The organism is Saccharopolyspora phatthalungensis, from assembly GCF_014203395.1.
Lineage (GTDB): Bacteria > Actinomycetota > Actinomycetes > Mycobacteriales > Pseudonocardiaceae > Saccharopolyspora > Saccharopolyspora phatthalungensis.
Map to the genome: position 1 here is coordinate 5,425,819 of NZ_JACHIW010000001.1, position 16,211 is coordinate 5,442,029.

Here is a 16,211-nt window from a genome sequence, read left to right on the forward strand (position 1 = left end):
ATGAGACATCATGAGGTTCTTGTGGTGGGCGTGGACGGATCGGACGCCAGCGCGCGAGCGCTGCGCTGGGCCCTGGACGAAGGACAACGCCGCTGCATCCCGGTGCACGCGATCATGGTGTGGGAATCGCACGCAGTCCTCTCCGGTCCGGGCCCTCTGCTGATGTACCCCGACCTGGCGCCGCACCACGCCCGGGAACAGCACTGGCAGGACCTGAACCGTGTCGTGCGCGCCAGCCTGGGCGAGTCCACGACGCCGGAAGTCCACACCGAGCTCGTCGAAGGCAACGCCGCCGAGGTGCTGACCGAACGGTCGGCGCACGCCGCCATGCTCGTCCTGGGCGATCGCGGGCGCGGCCGGGTCGCCGACGCGGTCCTGGGTAGCACGGCACTGCGGTGCATCCACAAGGCACGATGCCCGGTGGTGGTCGTCCCCAAGGGAATGCCGGAACGGGTCGAGTGGAACAAGCAGGACGGCGTGGCCGACATCGACCCCGTGCTGGGCTAGGACGCGCTCGGATCTAATGCCGTGCGACGACGGGCGGCCCATCATGAAGGCGCAGCGCGCGGCAGGGAGGCGATTCGGATGGCAGAGGCAATCCGCAAGGCGGTCGTAGTGGGGTTCGATCTGACCGAGCCCTCCCGCCGGGCAGTCCGGTGGGCAGCGCGCGAGGCGTCCAGCCGACGCCGGCCACTGCTGCTCGTCCACGTCCTCACCTGGCCGTTCGAGGAACACACCCCGATCAAGGTGCCGGGCGAAGGCGATGTGCTGGAACCGCTCCAGAAGATCCTGCGTCAGGAACTCGCGGAACTCCGGGACGAGTGCCGGGAGATCGACGCGGAGCTCGAGGTGCGCAACGACATGCCATTCGGGGACCCGGCCGAAGTACTCGGCGAGCTGGCCGCCGACGCCGAGCTGCTGGTGCTCGGCGGGCCGCGCATCGAAGTGGAACTCGGCGTCCTGGGCTCGAGCTCGGCGGAACTGCTGACGCGACGCGCCGGAGCCCCGGTCGTCGTGGTCCGCGGCGACCGCGAGCATCCGGACACGGCGCCGGTCGTGGTCGGCGTCGACGGATCACCGGCCAGCAAACTCGCCATCGGCTTCGCCTACGACTTCGCCGCCCGCCACGGCAGCGAACTGGTCGCCGTGCATGCCTGGAGCGACCTGCCGCTGGACCCCTTCGCCCGAGTACAGCAATGGGAGCTGCCCTGGCACGAGGTCCGCAACGACGCCGAGGAAGTACTCGCCGAATCCCTGGCTGGGTGGGGCGAACGGTATCCCGACGTCAGCGTTCGGCGTGCGGTCACACCGGAAAAGCCCGTCGAGGCCCTGTTCCGGGAAGCGCAGGACGCGAGCTTGCTGGTGGTGGGCAGTCACGGCCGGGGCCGCATCCGCCGAACCCTGCTCGGCTCGGTCAGTCACGCCGTCGTTAACCGTGCACCTTGCCCAGTCGCGGTCCTGCGCGCCGGGTGAAGCTTGAGCCGATGATTTGTCCGCTATCGGCGGCTCACGACGCTCCTGCTGCGGCGCGGACCACGGCCACAGGGCACGGGGCGTGGTGCAGCACGCCGGCTGCTACCGAGCCCAGGAACAGCCCGTCGAACCCACCGCCGCCGCGGTGTCCCACGACGAGCAGCCGCGCATCGCGGGCGGCATCGGTGAGTGCCGCAACCGGGTGACCCCGTTGCGCCACCTCGCGGGTCCTGACCTTCGGATTCTGCTCTCGCAGTGACGCGGTCTGCTTGGCGAGTGAATGTTCGATGTCCCGCTGCACCCGCTCACGATCAGGCGGCGTCAGGGGCACCGCGAGCAGCCCCTCCTCGTGCCACGCCTGCATCACGACCAGATCCGTGCCCAGCCGGGCTGCGGCGGCGAATGCGAACCGCAGCGCCTCCTGGCTGCACGGGGAATCATCCACACCCACGACCACCGGGCCCACCGTGGTCGGAATGTCCTTGCGCACGATGACCACCGGGCAGGACGCGTGGGTGGCCACACCAGTGCTCACCCCACCCAACAAGGCGTCCGTGAAACCGCCGTGCCCGCGCGCGCCGAGGACCACCAACTGCGCTGTCGCGCTGCGACGCAACAACTCCTCGACGGGGTGCCCGGGGGCGACTTCGGCTGTCAGCTCGACCTCTGGCGTCTGCACCCGGCATTTTGCGGCGATCTTGTGTACGGCTTGCTCCGCGTAGTCCACTCGGGCGGGGTCGTCGTTGACGATCACGAGCTGCAGCGCGGCGTTGCGGCGACTTGCCTCCGCAGCCGCCCAGAACGCCGCCTTGCCGGAGCTCTCCGACCCGTCCACGCCCACCACGACAGGTTGGTCCGGTGTCGCCATCTCGGTCACCTCATCTCCTCTCGCCGCGGACGACAGCCACCGGGCACGACGCGTGGCGGATCACCCCAGCAGCCACCGACCCCAGCAACCCGGTGAACTCACCCCGACCGCGGTGCCCGACGACCAGCAGCCGTGCCGCAGCGGACGCGGCGGCGAGCTCGGCCACCGGATGCCCACGTTGCACGACCTTGTGGACCGACACATCGGGGTACCGCTCCGCCCAGCCGGAGAGCTGTTGAGCGAGACCGCGCTGCGCTTGCTCCCGCAGCTCGGTCGTCTCCTCGCTGAGCGTGGGCACGCTCGGGGCGTACCCGACGTCCCGCCACACCCGCATCGCCACGAGCTCGGCCTCGTAACGGGCCGCGGCGTCGAACGCGAATTGCAGGGCAGCGTGGCTGAAGGGGGAGTTGTCCAGCCCGACCACGACTGGGCCGGTGTTGCGGTGGTCCCGGACGATGACGATCGGGCAGCGCGCGTGCATGGCGACCTTGGTGCTGACCGAGCCGATCAAGGTCGCGCTCAGCGCGCTTTGCCCCCGAGAGCCGACCACGACCAGCTGCGCGTCATCGGACTGGCGAACCAACACCTCGGCCGGGTGCCCAGGCACGACCTCCGGCGAGATCTCCAAACAGGGGTGACGGGCCTTCAGCTGGCCTACCACAGCTTCGGCGATGTCCCACGCTTCGTCGTCGCGCAGCGGATCACTGGTGGCCATCACGAGGCGCAACCGCTGCGCACGCCGGGACCTGACCTCACCGGCGGCCCACATCGCCGCGTCGATGGAGTGCACGGATCCGTCCACCCCGGCGACTACGGGCCTGTCCGCCGTCATGATCAATCCCCCAAATACGAGCCCGGGGCCCCGGCCGCTCAGGCATGGCTGTCGCGTCCTGGGTACCCCGGATGAGGGCGACGGCAAAAGGCCGGTCGGCCCTAGCCAGCGCTGGTCGGCGCGGCGGAGGGTGGCCACGGATTCTCGGACTGGAGGTCGGGATGGTTACGCTGAGCATCATCAAAGCCGACACCGGCGGTTTCGTCGGCCATTCGGCGGTGCACCCGGACATGATGAGCGCGGCGCAGGACGCGCTGAGCACTGCGGTGGGCGATCGGCTGCTGCTGGACGGGAAAGCCGCCAGCTGCGGCGACGATCTCTCCCTGATCATGACCCATGAGCACGGTGCCGACGCCGAGGAGGTGCACTCCTTCGCCTGGGACGTGTTCCTCCAGACCACGGAGATCGCCAAACGGCTCGGTCTCTACGGCGCTGGCCAGGACCTGCTTTCCGATGCCTTCAGCGGGAACCTGCGCGGTATGGGGCCGGGGTATGCGGAGCTGGAGTTCACCGAACGCCCGAGCGAACCGGTGGTGTGCTTCCTGGCCGACAAGACCGAGCCCGGCGCGTGGAACCTGCCACTGTACAAGATGTTCGCCGACCCGTTCAACACCGCCGGTCTGGTGATCGACGCGAAGATGCACGCCGGGTTCCAGTTCGAGGTCTACGACCTGTACGAGGAGAAGCGGATCTGGTTCGACTGCCCGCGCGAGCTCTACGAGATGCTGATGTTCATCGGCGCCCCGGCCCGCTACGTGATCCACTCGGTGGAGTCCAAGACCCTGCACGAGCAGGCGGTGGCGACCTCCACACAGCGGCTGTCGTTGATCGCCGGGAAGTACGTCGGCAAGGATGACCCGGTGATGATCGTGCGCTGCCAGTCCGGGCTGCCCGCGCTGGGCGAGGTGCTGGAGCCGTTCGCCTTCGCCTACACCGCCGGTGGATGCATGCGCGGCTCGCACCACGCGCCGATGATGCCGGTCAGCGTCGCAGACGCCCACCCCGCCCGGTTCGACGGGCCACCGCGGGTCGTGGCCCTGGGATTCCAGATCCACGAGGGCAAGCTGATCGGGCCTCGGGACCTCTTCGACGACCCGTCCTTCGACCGCGTGCGGGCGCAGACCAACGAAGTGATGGACTACCTGCGCCGCCACGGACCATTCGAGCCCCACCGGCTGCCGTTGGAGGACCTGGAGTACACCACCATGGCGGAGTTGGAAAAACGCCTGGCCGAACGGTGGCAGGCGATGCCCGAAGCAGCGGTGCCCGCACCGCGCTGAACCGCGACCTGCGCTGCCGAGGTCGAAAGTGGACAATCCTGGCCAAGGGAGTGGTGCACAGTCGACATCGTCATGGTCGAGGACGGCGACCAAGTGCTGGTACCTCCGCCTGCGCCAATAGCATCGCTCCGGGGCTCGATCTGCACCCTACGCCTCCTCACGGGCTGGCGTCACTCGGCTCCAACACCGGTCTCTCGGTCTCTCGGCATTCGAAGTTGAGTCGCGGACCGGTCGGAACTGGAGGCCGATGGGCTCTATTTGTCCGACCTCGGACTCGTAACCCTTTCCCCAGCGGGTTTGGCTCGTCGCCCGATCGTCCTCGGGAGGTTCCCATGCTTCGACGCTACGAACGGCGCCTGCTAGAGGAGATCGAGCGGCAACTGCGCTCCGAAGACCCGGAGTTCGCACGCAGGATGACCCGGGTACACCCGTTCACGCGGATCGTGGCGTGGTTGACCTTCCGCAGAGCTCTCGGTGTCGTGACGGCTTTCCTTGCCCTGCTGTGTCTGACCTTTAACGAGAGCGCGGGATTCCTCGCCGCCGCAACGCTCGCCGGAGCACTGTTCGCGTCCGCCGCCTGGAAGATTCAGACCGAATAACAAGGAGGTTCGTGATGCCTACGACAGAACACTGGTCGGTCGACATCTACCTCACCGAGGAAGAAGACCGCACTCACGCCCAAGCACAACTGCACACCCGGGATGCCACCGACCTGCGCGGCAACGGACTGGCCAAGCGGAACCCCGAAGACATCAACGTTCCCGAGATCGGTGCCGAACTCGCCGCAGCCCGAGCATTGTTCGAACTCGCCCACCACCTGCTCAGAGCCGCTACCGTCGATGTTGAGCAGCTGACCGGCGAACCCGCGCACCTGCACAGCTAGGACTATGACTGCCGCGAGACTTTCGGCTGAATCGCGTCGGTTACGAAGAGGGCATTGTGGACTGCCCGAGTTACCAGCCCGTCTTGGAGCCCGTAGGAGGCAACCGTTGGTGGTCGCCGTGGCAACACAGCCGCCCCAAATGGGCTGTCAGGGCTCATTCACCGCCCTTTTGGATGTAGGAGCGCACGAACTCCGCGGCGTTCTCTTCGAGGACGTCGTCGATCTCGTCCAGGAGGGCTTCGGCGGCATCGTCGAGCTTGTCACGCCGATCCGCACCGAGGCGCGTCGGTTCAGGCGGCTCTTCTTCGGAACGGGTGTGTCGGCGATTCTTCTCCTGACGCATTCCGCACCTCCTGCGGTCGATGCGCGCCCCAACGCCTGGTCACTGCTGGCGTCAAGCGGTCGCGAGTCGCGCTCGCTTCAGGCAAGGGTCACGAGGCGCAGTTGCCGGACGCTAGGGACTCTCGGCCCCATTCATCAGCGGACGACGGCGACGGGACACGCTGCGTAATGCACCACCGCGTGGCTGACCGAGCCGAGCAGCGCGGTGCGGACGACACCGCGGCCGTGGGTCCCGACGACGAGCAGATCGGCGTCGACGGCGGCCGTGAGCAGCGCTTCGGCGGGGTGTTCGACCGCCGTGACGTTCTGGTGCACCGCGACATCCGGGTAGTGTTCACCCCAGCCCGCCAGGGCTTCGGACAGCTCACGACGGCCGGCCTCGACCATGTCGGAGTCGAACCGCCACCCCCGGTTCGGCGGCAGGGCGTCCGGTGGCTGCTCGGTGTAGGCGAGGACTGCGGTCAGTTCGGAGTCGTGCCGGGCGGCGAAGTCGTAGGCGAACCCGACGGCCCGCACGCTGCACTCGGAGCCGTCCACCCCCACGACGATCCGCTCGAACGCCGGTGTCAGCGCCTGCACGTGCTCACGCTCGCCGCGCACCACGACGACGGGAACGTGCGCCGTGCGCACTACCTCGGCCGCGGTCGAGCCCAGCAGCACCCGTCGGGTGCGGCTGAGCGTCGGTGGGCCCAGCACCAGGACACTGGCGTGGGCGGCAGCGTCGGTCAGCACCGTGGCCGGATGCCCCAACCGCACGGTGGTCCGCACGTCCAAGCCGGGCAGTTGCCGACGGCACTCGGCGGCCATGCCGTCCACCGTGCGTTCCGCGGCGTTGCGCATTGGTTCGAGCGCGACCGCCTCGCTGGGCAGGTGGATCCGGGTCAGTTCTTCCAACGGGACGGCGAAGGCATGCACCACCAGCAGGGGCTGGCTGCGTGTCGTGGCCTCGAGCGCCGCCCACCACACCGCCCGCCGCGATTCGGTGGACCCATCGAATCCGGCAACGACGGCTTCGGTCGGGAACGTACGCATGTCCTCCACCCCACAACCCGCGTTGCAGCCAGGATGCCCGCGTCGCGCCGGGCATGCTGGCCCATCAGATCAACACGGGAATCCGCCTCAAGACGGCGTGATCAGGCCGTAATGGCCGTCGTAACGTCGGTACAACACGGCAGCCCGTCCGCGCTCCCCGTCGAGGTAGAACAGGAAGGGCAAGTTCACCGCAGCCATCCGGTCGACGGCTTCAGTCGTGGTCAGCACCGGTGCAGGTTGGTCGCTGACGGTGACCGTGAGGGTGTGCGGTGCCAGGTCGTCAGGGTGCGGTTCGAGCTGGGCGAGGCGGTAACCGGTCGGCCCGGCCCGGTACAGGACGCTGTCCTGACCGGTGCCGCGTTCGGTGAACAGGTGGAAGTCGAAGTCCAGGCACGCCATGTCGAACGCGGCTTCGTCGAGGTCGCAGTCCCCGAGCTCGAAGGACTTGTGCCGGATGATCTTCCGTTCTCCGGCGGGGCGGGGGAAATAGGGCGGGCGGTGCGTGGGCACGTCGCCGTGGCGCCACTCGTGAGGGAGCCCGGAAACTCGCCGTCCACGTCCGGTCTCCGAGTACCGGGCGAGCCGTTCGAGGCGCTGTTGCAGTCGATCGTGCAGGAGGTCGACTGCTTCTTCTACCGTCGATGCGGAGACCTGGGCGCGGACGAGCCGTCCGTTGAGGTCGAGGTTGGCCTGGGCGGTGACGGGGTGGGCGACGGCCGGGTCTCCGTGCCGGAGCACGCGGACCCGAGCGTGGAGCACGGGTTCGTGGGCGAAGCGGAGAACCGATCGGATCCGCTTCTCGACGTACTTGGCGACACCTGGGGTGGGAATCGCGGTGATCTGGGTGTCGATCTGAACGTGCTCTCGTGCTGCGGACCAGGGCATGGCGACCTCCGACACCAAGCGCAGTTGTTCCTCGAGTACCCATGGACCTCGGCAGCGCAACAGTGCGCGCCGTGCAGCCGTAGCTGATCAGGAATCGGTATCGGGGCGTTGGACGGCTGTTGATCCAGGAATTCCTGTGTCTGGCGCAGCGCGGCAACGCACTGCGCGCTGCGCGGCAGTCACCGCGGCGATCCCGACTGTGGCGGCTACCAAGGCAGGGGCGTCGTTGACCCCGTCGCCGACCATGATGGTGGTCGCTGTTTCGCTCTCAACTCGGACGCAGGCCACCTTTCCTGCCGGTGTCTGCTCAGCATGCACCCAGTCCAGCCCCAACACGGTGGCGACTCACGGGCGGGTTCGGCGCGGTCGCCGGTGAACATGACCAGCCGGCGCAAGCCCGCTTTCCGCAGCCGTCTGAGAGTTCTGGGTGCGTCGCTACGCAGCGCCGCTCCCGTTACGGACCCTCATTTGGATGTTGGCCGCTCTGCAGGGAACGTCCACTGACCCGAATCATGAGCGACTACGTGACCTTAACCGACCAGGTGCCCGGACAGCCTCATCGGCCGACCCGCGGGGTGTACGGCAGGTGGAGGGCCAACGGCCCTAGCACCGCGGCATGCTGCCTCGGAATCTCGGTGGCGGAAACGTTGATCCGAGGTGGGTGTTCGCGATGATGTACGGGTGGGACGGTGGAATGTTCTGGATGACGCTGATGCCGTTGGTGTGGATTGTGCTGATCGGACTCATTGTCTGGGCTGCCGTCACGCTTACCCGGGGAGGTTCCCGTCGGTATCACGATCAGGGTCGCGGTGAGACTCCTGAAGAGATTCTCGATCGGCGCTTCGCTAGCGGTGAGCTCGACGCGGACGACTATCAGAAAGCACGGGCAACCTTGGCCGAACAGCGTCGGGGGTCGCGATGACCGCGGCGCGGAGCCGATGGGTGCCGTGGACCGTCCTGATCGTGGCGGTCGTGGCCCTGATCGCTTCGATCATGGTGATGGTGGGCGGGGTGTCGTCCTGGATGGGCGGCCCTGCTCCGACGACACCGGGGCCGTATGGGATGCCGATGATGCCTGGGCAGGGCGGGATGATGCCCGGCACACCCGGCACGGGACCGGTGGGCGATCTCACCGAGGCGGGCCGTGCCGCCCAACGATTCGCGGACGAGCGCGGGCTGCACACGGGCGAGGTTATGCGCTTCAGCAACGGCTACTACGCCGAAGTGCTTGATCCAGGTGGTAACGGTGCCACCGAAGTCCTCATAGACCCCGGCAGCGGCAGCGTGCAGCTGGAGTGGGGCCCGGCGATGATGTGGAACACCACCTACGGAATGATGCCGTCCCGCCCGCAAACCGGTGCCACACTCGTCGGGCCCGCGGAGGCCACTCGGATCGCCGACCAATGGCTGCAGCAGAGCGGCACCGGGTTGCATGCCGCTGAGCCGACCGCCTTCCCCGGCTACTACACGCTGCACTCCCTACGCGACGACAAGATCGTCGGGATGCTGTCGGTGAACGCTGCGACGGGCGACGTCTGGTACCACACCTGGCACGGTCAGTTCATCCAGATGCAGGAGACTCCACACGGGGCCGAGACACCACGGTAAGCGGTGGCTTGTCTTAATGATCTTTCGGATATAGGGCGAGTCGCTGTTTGACACAGAGAGGCGCCGTTCGCTACCCAGTCCCAGGTTGCGCACAGCTGATGTCTGGTGTCCTCGCTGTAACACGAAATCTCATGTTTGCAAAGCGCGCGCCGCCTACGGCCCGGGCCAAAGCGCGACCGGATGTGGTGGTGCGCATCCTCGGGGCCAGTCTCGTCCGGAGCAGTGAGACCCGTAGTCGTGCGGTGCCTTCAGCGTGTGGGGCGGCTGGGGTATTGCTGGCGTGGGTGGGTGCTGGAGCGGCTGCGGTAGACGATGTAGGGGCGGAACAGGTAGCCGATGGGGGCGGTGAAGGCGTGGACGAGCCGGGTGAAGGGGAAGATCGCGAACAGCAGCATTCCGATCAGTGTGTGGAGTTGGAAGGGCAGTGGTGCTTGCGCCATGAGTTCGCCGCGGGGTTGCAGGATGAAGATGCTCCGGAACCAGGGTGAGACGGTGGCGCGGTAGTTGTAGCCATCGCCGATGGCGCCTGCCAGCAGTGTGGTGAGGAGTCCGAGCACGATTGCGCCGACGAGGACCAGGTACATGGCTTTGTCGTTGACGGTGGTCGCGGAGAACACCGGTCCGGTGGTGCGGCGACGATAGATCAGCAGTGCCACGCCGAGTAGGGTGGCGACCCCTGCGATGGCGCCGAGTCCGACGGCGAGCACGTGGTAGAGGGTTTCGTTGACGCCGATGGCCGCGGTCCAGGACTCAGGGATGATCAGTCCGATGACATGGCCGACGATGACGACCAGAAGTCCGTAGTGGAACATCGGGCTGCCGATGCGCAGCAGCCGGCTTTCGTAGAGCTGTGAGGAGCGGGTGGTCCAGCCGAACTTGTCGTAGCGGTAGCGCCAGATGGTTCCGAGGATCAGGATGGCGATCGTCACGTACGGCGCTACGACCCACAGCAGGAGGTCCCACGGTGTCATCGGCGTCCTCCGGTCTGATCGGCCCCAGCTCGGTAGGGCGTGATGCCGACGGTTTCGTGTGGTGGGCCGGTGGTTGCGATCTGGGCTGCGGCTCGCAGGGTGGTCTCGGTGGGTTCGGGCAGGGTTGCCAGCACCGCGTCCAGCGCGAGGACGTAGCGCGAGCCCTGTTCGCGTAGCGCGCTGGTGAGCAGGGTCAGGCCGGCGTGGTGTTGGAGCAGCAGCGCGGTTCCCACGGTCTGGTTCGTGGTGCCGGCGAATTCCAGCACCACGGTCAGGTGATCGGGGAGCTCCTCCTCTGCGGGTATCACGCCGGCCTCGCGGTAGAGGCGCTTGACCTCCAGAATCGCCTGGCCGCGGTTGCGGGTGTCGCCGGTGGTCCAGTAGGTCAGGTAGAGGCTGCAGCGGCGCCGCATGTCGAAGGTGTCGACGTAGTGCTGCTGCGCGGCCAGCAGTGGTGTTTGCCGGAGGTCGTCGATCAGCTCCACCAGCGGTGTCCCGGTCGGGGCGGTGAGGCAGACCGCCGCGGTGCGCAGAGTGGGCAGCATGGCGGACAGTTCCGTGTCCGGATAGGACAGCAGGAATGCTGCGATGCGATGGGTCATCGCACGGTTGAGGTCGAAGCGCTGGGTCACGGTGATCCTTCCTCCGGATGGTCCCGGTGGTTTTCCGGGAACAGACCCGGCGGTGTGCCGCGGCCGTCCCAGTTGAGAAGGTTGACGCGCGGGGTGCCGTCGGGTCCGGTGAAGTAGCCGGAGCTCTGGCGGTGTTGAAGGGCGTGGAAGGTTTCCACCGACGCTGGGACGGGGCTGCCGGAGGCTTCGCCGAGCGGCCCGGATTCGTACATGCCGGGGCCGCCTTCGTAGTCCAGGGAGCAGGCGAGTTCGTCGAGTTGCTCGGTCATTTCGGTGTGCGCGTGGGGAATGACGTAGCGCTCCTCGTACTTGGCCAGCGCCAGCAGCCGGTACATCCGCTCCATCGCCTCGGCGTCCATGCCCACGGCTTGGGGAATCGATGGATCGGCTGGTCGGCCCAGGTTGAGGTCGCGCATGTAGGAGCGCATCGCACCGAGCTTGCGCAGCGCCGCGGTGACGGGTTCGGTGTCCCCGGCGGTGAACAGTTCGGCCAGGTACTCGACGGGGATGCGCAGGCTGTCGATGGCGCCGAAGAGATTGCCTATGTCTTCGCCGTCATGACCGGTGCCGGCGAGGGTGTCGACCACGGGCGACAGTGGCGGTACATACCAGACCATCGGCAATGTGCGGAATTCCGGGTGCAATGGCAGCGCTATCCGGTATTCCTTGACCAGGGCGTGGATCGGGGAGTGTTGTGCCGCCTCAATCCAGTCCTCCGGGATCCCGGCCCGTCGCGCCCCGGCGATCACGTCCGGGTCGTGGGGATCGAGCAGGACGTCGAGTTGGGCTGGGTAGAGATCGTGCTCGTCGGGCACGGAGGCGGCGGCGAGGACGCGGTCGGCGTCGTAGAGGACGACGCCGAGGTAGCGCAGCCGTCCGACGCAGGTTTCCGAGCACACCGTGGGCTGGCCGACCTCCATCCGCGGGTAGCACAGGGTGCACTTCTCGGCTTTTCCGGTGCGGTGGTTGAAGTAGACCTTCTTGTACGGGCAGCCGGTGACGCACATCCGCCAGCCTCGGCAGCGATCCTGGTCGACCAGCACGATGCCGTCTTCGGTGCGTTTGTACAGCGCCCCGGACGGGCAACTGGCCACACAGGACGGATTGAGGCAGTGCTCGCAGATCCGCGGCAGATAGAACATGAACGTTTGCTCGAAGGAGAGCCTGACCTCCTCGGAGACCTTCTTGAGTACCGGGTCCTCGGGGATGAGCTCGGGGCCGCCGGCCAGGCTGTCGTCCCAGTTGGCGCTCCACGAGATCTTCATCGGCTCGCCGGAGATCAGCGACCGGGGCCGGGCGACCGGGGTGTGGTCGCTCGCAGGCGCGGAGATCAGGTGGTCGTAGTCGTAGGTCCACGGCTCGTAGTAGTGCTGAATCGACGGCATCTTGGGGTTGGCGAACAACGACAGCAGCCGCTTGAACCGTCCGCCGCCGCGCAGCGTCAGCCGCCCTCGCCGGTTGAGCCGCCACCCGCCGCGCCAGGCGTCCTGGTCTTCGTAGGTGCGGGGATAGCCCTGGCCGGGGCGGGTCTCGACGTTGTTGAACCACACGTATTCGACACCGGGCCGGTTGGTCCAGGTTTGTTTGCAGGTGACCGAGCAGGTGTGGCGACCGATGCACTTGTCCAGGTTCATCACCATCGCCAGCTGCGCCATGACGCGCATCAGTACTCGACCTCCTGGCTGCGGCGGCGGATCACGGTGATCTCGTCCCGCTGGTTGCCGGTGGGACCCAGGTAGTTGAAGGCGAACGACAGTTGCGCATAGCCACCGATGAGGTGGGTGGGCTTGATCAGCAGCCGGGTGAGCGCGTTGTGAATTCCGCCGCGCAGCCCGGAGATCTCGGATCTGGGCACGTCGATCACGCGGTCCTTCGCGTGGTACATGTAGACGGTTCCCGCGGGGATGCGGTGGGAGATGCAGGCGCGGGCGACGACGACACCGTTGCGGTTGACCGCCTCGACCCATTCGTTGTCGCGTGCCTCGATACGTTTCGCGTCGGCCGGGCTCATCCACAGGTCCGGGCCGCCTCGGGACAGCGACAGCAGGAGCAGGTTGTCCTGGTACTCGGAGTGGATCGACCACTTCGAGTGCGGTGTGAGGTAGCGGACGGTCACCCCTGTGGTCTCGTCTCCGAATATCCGCTGGAGGTCCAGCGGCGGCCGGTACACGGGCAGTGTCTCGCCGAGTTCGTGCATCCAGTCGTGGTCGAGGTAGAAGTGCTGCCGGCCGGTGAGGGTGTGCCAGGGCTTGAGCCGCTCGGTGTTGAGCACGAACGCGGTGTAGCGGCGCCCGCCGTGCTCGCTGCCGCTCCACTCCGGTGAGGTGAGCACGGGAACCGGCCGGGCCTGGGTGTCGGCGAACGTGATGCGAGTGCCCTCGTGACCGGCGGCGAGGTCGGCCAGCTGCGTGCCGGTGCGCTTCTCCAGTTCCCGGAATCCGGCGGCCGAGATCCGCCCGTTCGTGGTGCCCGACAGCGCGAGGATCGCTTCGCAGGCATCCACATCCCGGGCCAGCGAGGGACGGCCCGCCGCGACACCGTCCCGAACCTCGCCGTTGATCCCGCGCAGGTAGTCGACTTCCTTGTCCGGCACAACGGTCCAGCCTTTGGTGGTGACTCCGAGTGTGTCCACCAGGGGTCCCAGCGCGGCCATTTTCTCCGCTACAGCACCGTAGTCGCGTTCGACGACGATCAGTTTCGGCATGGTGACGCCGGGCTCCGGAGATACCTCGCCGTGGGCCCAGTCCCGCACCACCCCGCCCGGGGTGGCCATTTCGTCCGGGGTGTCGTGCAGTAGCGGTGCGGCGACGAGATCTTCACGCGTGCCCAGGTGTTTTCCGGCCAGTGCGGAGAACGTGCGGGCCAGGGTGTGGAAGGTGTCGAAGTCGCTGCGGGTTTGCCACGGGGGTGCGATCGCCGGAGTGAAGGCGTGCACGAACGGATGCATGTCCGTCGAAGACAGGTCGTGCTTTTCGTACCAGGTCGCCGCCGGCAGCAGTACATCGCTGAACAATCCGGTACTGGTCATCCGGAAATCCAGCGACACCAGCAGATCGAGCTTGCCCTCGGGCGCCTGCGGGCGCCACGTGACGTCCCGGGGACGAAGTTCGGGCGGGACCTCCCCGGCACGCACGGCGGAGTCGGTTCCGAGGAGGTGCTTGAGGAAATACTCGTTGCCTTTCGCCGACGACCCCAGCAGGTTCGCCCGCCACACCGTGAGCACGCGCGGCCAGTTCTCCGGGGCATCCGGGTCCGTGCAGGCGAAACGCAGCCGCCCTGATCGCAGCTGCTCGGTCACGTACTGCGCGGGATCGTCTCCGGCGGCCCGTGCTTCGGCGGCGAGGTCGAGGGGGTTGCGGTTGAACGTGGGATAGGAGGGCATCCAGCCCAGCCGGGCGGACTTCGCGAGGCAGTCGGCCATCGACATGCCGTGCAACGTGCCCGGCCCCAGCGGGTGCATCAGTTCGTCGGCGCCCAGGGCGTCGTAGCGCCACTGATCGGTGGCCAGGTACCAGTAGGCGGTGCCGATCATCTGCCGTGGCGGCCGGGACCAGTCCGTGCCCCCTGCCAGGGTTGCCCAGCCGGTGACCGGGCGGCACTTCTCCTGGCCGACGTAGTGGGCCCAGCCACCGCCGTTGACTCCCTGGCAGCCGGTCAGGGTCACTAGCGCCAGGAACGCGCGGTAGATGGTGTCGGAGTGGAACCAGTGATTGGTGCCCGCTCCCATGAGGATCATCGATCGCCCGCCCGATTCCTCCGCGTTGGCGGCGAATTCGCGGGCCACGCGGACGGCCGTGGCAGCGGGCACGCCGGTGATTTCTTCCTGCCAGGACGGAGTGTGCGGTTCCGGGTCGCCGAAGCCGGTGGGCCACCGGCCGGGCAGCCTGTCCCGGGCGACGCCGTAGTGGGCGAGAACGAGATCGAACACCGTCGTGACCAGCTGCCCTCCGACCCGGAGCGCAGGTACGCCGCGCCGCATCGTGTGGCTGCCGTCGTCGAAACGGGCGAGCAGTACCTCCACTGGTTCGGTGCCGGGGTGTTCCAGCAGGCTCAACCGGGGTGTGACTCCGCCGAGGTCGAGATTCCATTTCCCGGCATTGTCGGCACCGAACCGGAAACCGAGACTGCCACCCGGCACATGCGGGCGGCCTGTGGCCTCTTCGATCACAACGGTCTTGAACTTCTCCGGATCGCCCGGAGCAGGATCGAGATCGGCGGCGGTGAGGAACTTGTCCGCGGCAAAGCCGTCCCCGGTGTCGCGCAGTGTCACCAGAAACGGAAGATCGGTGTAGCGGCGGCAGTAATCCAGGAATCGGGGAGTGGGCCGCCGCACGAAGAACTCGGTGAGGATCACGTGTCCCATGGCCATCGCCAGTGCCCCATCGGTTCCGGGGTGCGGGGCGATCCAGGTGTCGGCGAACTTGGTGCTGTCGGCGTAGTCCGGGGACACCACGACGACCTTCTGCCCCCGGTAACGGGCCTCGGTCATGAAATGCGCGTCCGGCGTACGAGTAACGGGGACGTTGGACCCCCACATCACCAAGTACGAGGTGTTCCACCAGTCCGCGGACTCCGGCACATCGGTCTGGTCGCCGAACACCTGCGGGGAAGCCACCGGAAGGTCGGCGTACCAGTCGTAGAACGACAGCATGGTTCCGCCGATCAGCGAGATGAACCGTGCTCCGGCGGCGTGCGAGACCATCGACATCGCCGGGATCGGGGAGAACCCGGCGATCCGGTCCGGTCCATGCCGCCGGATCGTGTGCACGTGGGCCGCGGCGATGAGTTCGGCAGCCTCATCCCAGCCGGCGCGCACCAACCCGCCCTTGCCACGCGCCCGCTGATAGCGGCGGCGAGCTGCTGGATCATCGACGATCGACCGCCATGCCTCCACCGGATCACCGGTAGAGGCTTTCGCCTTGCGGTACATCTCGAGCAGCACGCCGCGCACGTACGGGTAGCGCAGCCGGGTCGGCGAGTACGTGTACCAGGAAAACGCCGCACCACGCGGACAGCCTCGCGGCTCGTATTCCGGTGAGTCCGGTCCGACCGACGGGTAATCGGTCTCCTGCGCCTCCCAAGTGATGATCCCGTCCTTGACGTAAACCTTCCACGAACACGAGCCGGTGCAGTTCACCCCATGGGTGGAGCGCACCACCTTGTCGTGGCTCCACCGGTCCCGGTAGAAGACATCCCCCGCACGCCCGCCCTGATAGGTGATCGTGCGCAGATCATCGGACACCTTGCCCGGCCGCAGGAGCCTGCGGGTGCGTAGGAGCAGGTCCGACACCGGCCCGTCGAGACCCGCAGGACGCTGGTCCACCCCGACCTCCCCTCCATGCTTGGTCGGGCTGCACGGACAGGTCGAGTCGCCGTCCGTGACCGTGTGGACCACAATGCGCCCT

General features: G+C 67.4%; 15 protein-coding genes. 6 read left to right on the plus strand and 9 right to left on the minus strand.

The annotated features are described in order from the left end of the window. Both BJ970_RS24830 and BJ970_RS24835 read left to right on the plus strand, forming a co-directional pair. Window positions 1–507: a universal stress protein gene (locus tag BJ970_RS24830; RefSeq protein ID WP_184728426.1), complete on the plus strand. Its 507-nt coding sequence runs from the start codon at window positions 1–3 to the stop codon at window positions 505–507. A gap of 78 nt (window positions 508–585) precedes the next feature. Further along, window positions 586–1,473: a universal stress protein gene (locus BJ970_RS24835; RefSeq protein ID WP_184728427.1), complete on the plus strand. Its 888-nt coding sequence runs from the start codon at window positions 586–588 to the stop codon at window positions 1,471–1,473. Window positions 1,474–1,507: 34 nt separating this feature from the next. Here the strand turns inward: BJ970_RS24835 and BJ970_RS24840 are convergent, their stop codons facing one another. Continuing rightward, entirely contained in the window at window positions 1,508–2,341 is an 834-nt protein-coding gene (locus BJ970_RS24840; RefSeq protein WP_184729342.1) for a universal stress protein, read from the minus strand. A 10-nt stretch (window positions 2,342–2,351) separates the two neighbouring features. Next, window positions 2,352–3,173 carry a universal stress protein gene (locus BJ970_RS24845; protein WP_184728428.1) on the minus strand — a complete coding sequence of 274 codons (822 nt, stop codon included), beginning with the start codon at window positions 3,171–3,173 and terminating at the stop codon, window positions 2,352–2,354. A gap of 161 nt (window positions 3,174–3,334) precedes the next feature. On the opposite strand from BJ970_RS24845, the gene fbp reads away from it, so the two are divergent. The 3 genes from fbp to BJ970_RS24860 all read left to right on the plus strand — a co-directional run bounded on the left by fbp (window position 3,335) and on the right by BJ970_RS24860 (window position 5,336). Continuing rightward, window positions 3,335–4,453 carry a fructose-1,6-bisphosphate aldolase/phosphatase gene (fbp, locus tag BJ970_RS24850; RefSeq protein ID WP_184728429.1) on the plus strand — a complete coding sequence of 373 codons (1,119 nt, stop codon included), beginning with the start codon at window positions 3,335–3,337 and terminating at the stop codon, window positions 4,451–4,453. Between the two features lie 332 nt (window positions 4,454–4,785). Beyond that, on the plus strand, window positions 4,786–5,052 hold the full coding sequence (locus BJ970_RS24855) for a DUF3040 domain-containing protein (protein ID WP_184728430.1): 267 nt from the start codon (window positions 4,786–4,788) through the stop codon (window positions 5,050–5,052). 14 nt (window positions 5,053–5,066) lie between these two features. Next, on the plus strand, window positions 5,067–5,336 hold the full coding sequence (locus tag BJ970_RS24860; RefSeq protein ID WP_184728431.1) for a DUF1876 domain-containing protein: 270 nt from the start codon (window positions 5,067–5,069) through the stop codon (window positions 5,334–5,336). Window positions 5,337–5,490: 154 nt separating this feature from the next. Here BJ970_RS24860 and BJ970_RS24865 read toward each other — a convergent pair whose 3' ends face one another. The 3 genes from BJ970_RS24865 to BJ970_RS24875 form a co-directional block, all read right to left on the minus strand. Continuing rightward, on the minus strand, window positions 5,491–5,679 hold the full coding sequence (locus tag BJ970_RS24865) for a ubiquitin-like protein Pup (protein ID WP_184728432.1): 189 nt from the start codon (window positions 5,677–5,679) through the stop codon (window positions 5,491–5,493). 134 nt (window positions 5,680–5,813) lie between these two features. Continuing rightward, window positions 5,814–6,710, minus strand: a complete 897-nt coding sequence (locus tag BJ970_RS24870; protein ID WP_184728433.1) for a universal stress protein — start codon at window positions 6,708–6,710, stop codon at window positions 5,814–5,816. An 87-nt stretch (window positions 6,711–6,797) separates the two neighbouring features. After that, on the minus strand, window positions 6,798–7,610 hold the full coding sequence (locus BJ970_RS24875) for a sigma 54 modulation/S30EA ribosomal C-terminal domain-containing protein (protein WP_312864395.1): 813 nt from the start codon (window positions 7,608–7,610) through the stop codon (window positions 6,798–6,800). Between the two features lie 927 nt (window positions 7,611–8,537). On the opposite strand from BJ970_RS24875, the gene BJ970_RS24885 reads away from it, so the two are divergent. After that, on the plus strand, window positions 8,538–9,203 hold the full coding sequence (locus tag BJ970_RS24885; RefSeq protein WP_312864397.1) for a hypothetical protein: 666 nt from the start codon (window positions 8,538–8,540) through the stop codon (window positions 9,201–9,203). Between the two features lie 248 nt (window positions 9,204–9,451). Here the strand turns inward: BJ970_RS24885 and narI are convergent, their stop codons facing one another. Genes narI through BJ970_RS24905 form a run of 4 tightly spaced genes read right to left on the minus strand, consistent with a single transcriptional unit; the run spans window position 9,452 to window position 16,129 of the window. Then, entirely contained in the window at window positions 9,452–10,174 is a 723-nt protein-coding gene (gene narI, locus BJ970_RS24890) for a respiratory nitrate reductase subunit gamma (RefSeq protein ID WP_184728435.1), read from the minus strand. Then, window positions 10,171–10,806 carry a nitrate reductase molybdenum cofactor assembly chaperone gene (narJ, locus tag BJ970_RS24895; RefSeq protein ID WP_221467306.1) on the minus strand — a complete coding sequence of 212 codons (636 nt, stop codon included), beginning with the start codon at window positions 10,804–10,806 and terminating at the stop codon, window positions 10,171–10,173. The genes narI and narJ overlap by 4 nt, the downstream gene beginning before the upstream one ends. Beyond that, on the minus strand, window positions 10,803–12,470 hold the full coding sequence (gene narH, locus BJ970_RS24900; RefSeq protein WP_184728436.1) for a nitrate reductase subunit beta: 1,668 nt from the start codon (window positions 12,468–12,470) through the stop codon (window positions 10,803–10,805). The genes narJ and narH overlap by 4 nt, the downstream gene beginning before the upstream one ends. Then, window positions 12,470–16,129, minus strand: coding sequence for a nitrate reductase subunit alpha (locus BJ970_RS24905; protein ID WP_184728437.1), 3,660 nt, complete (start codon window positions 16,127–16,129; stop codon window positions 12,470–12,472). The genes narH and BJ970_RS24905 overlap by 1 nt, the downstream gene beginning before the upstream one ends. Between the last annotated feature and the right edge of the window lie 82 nt (window positions 16,130–16,211).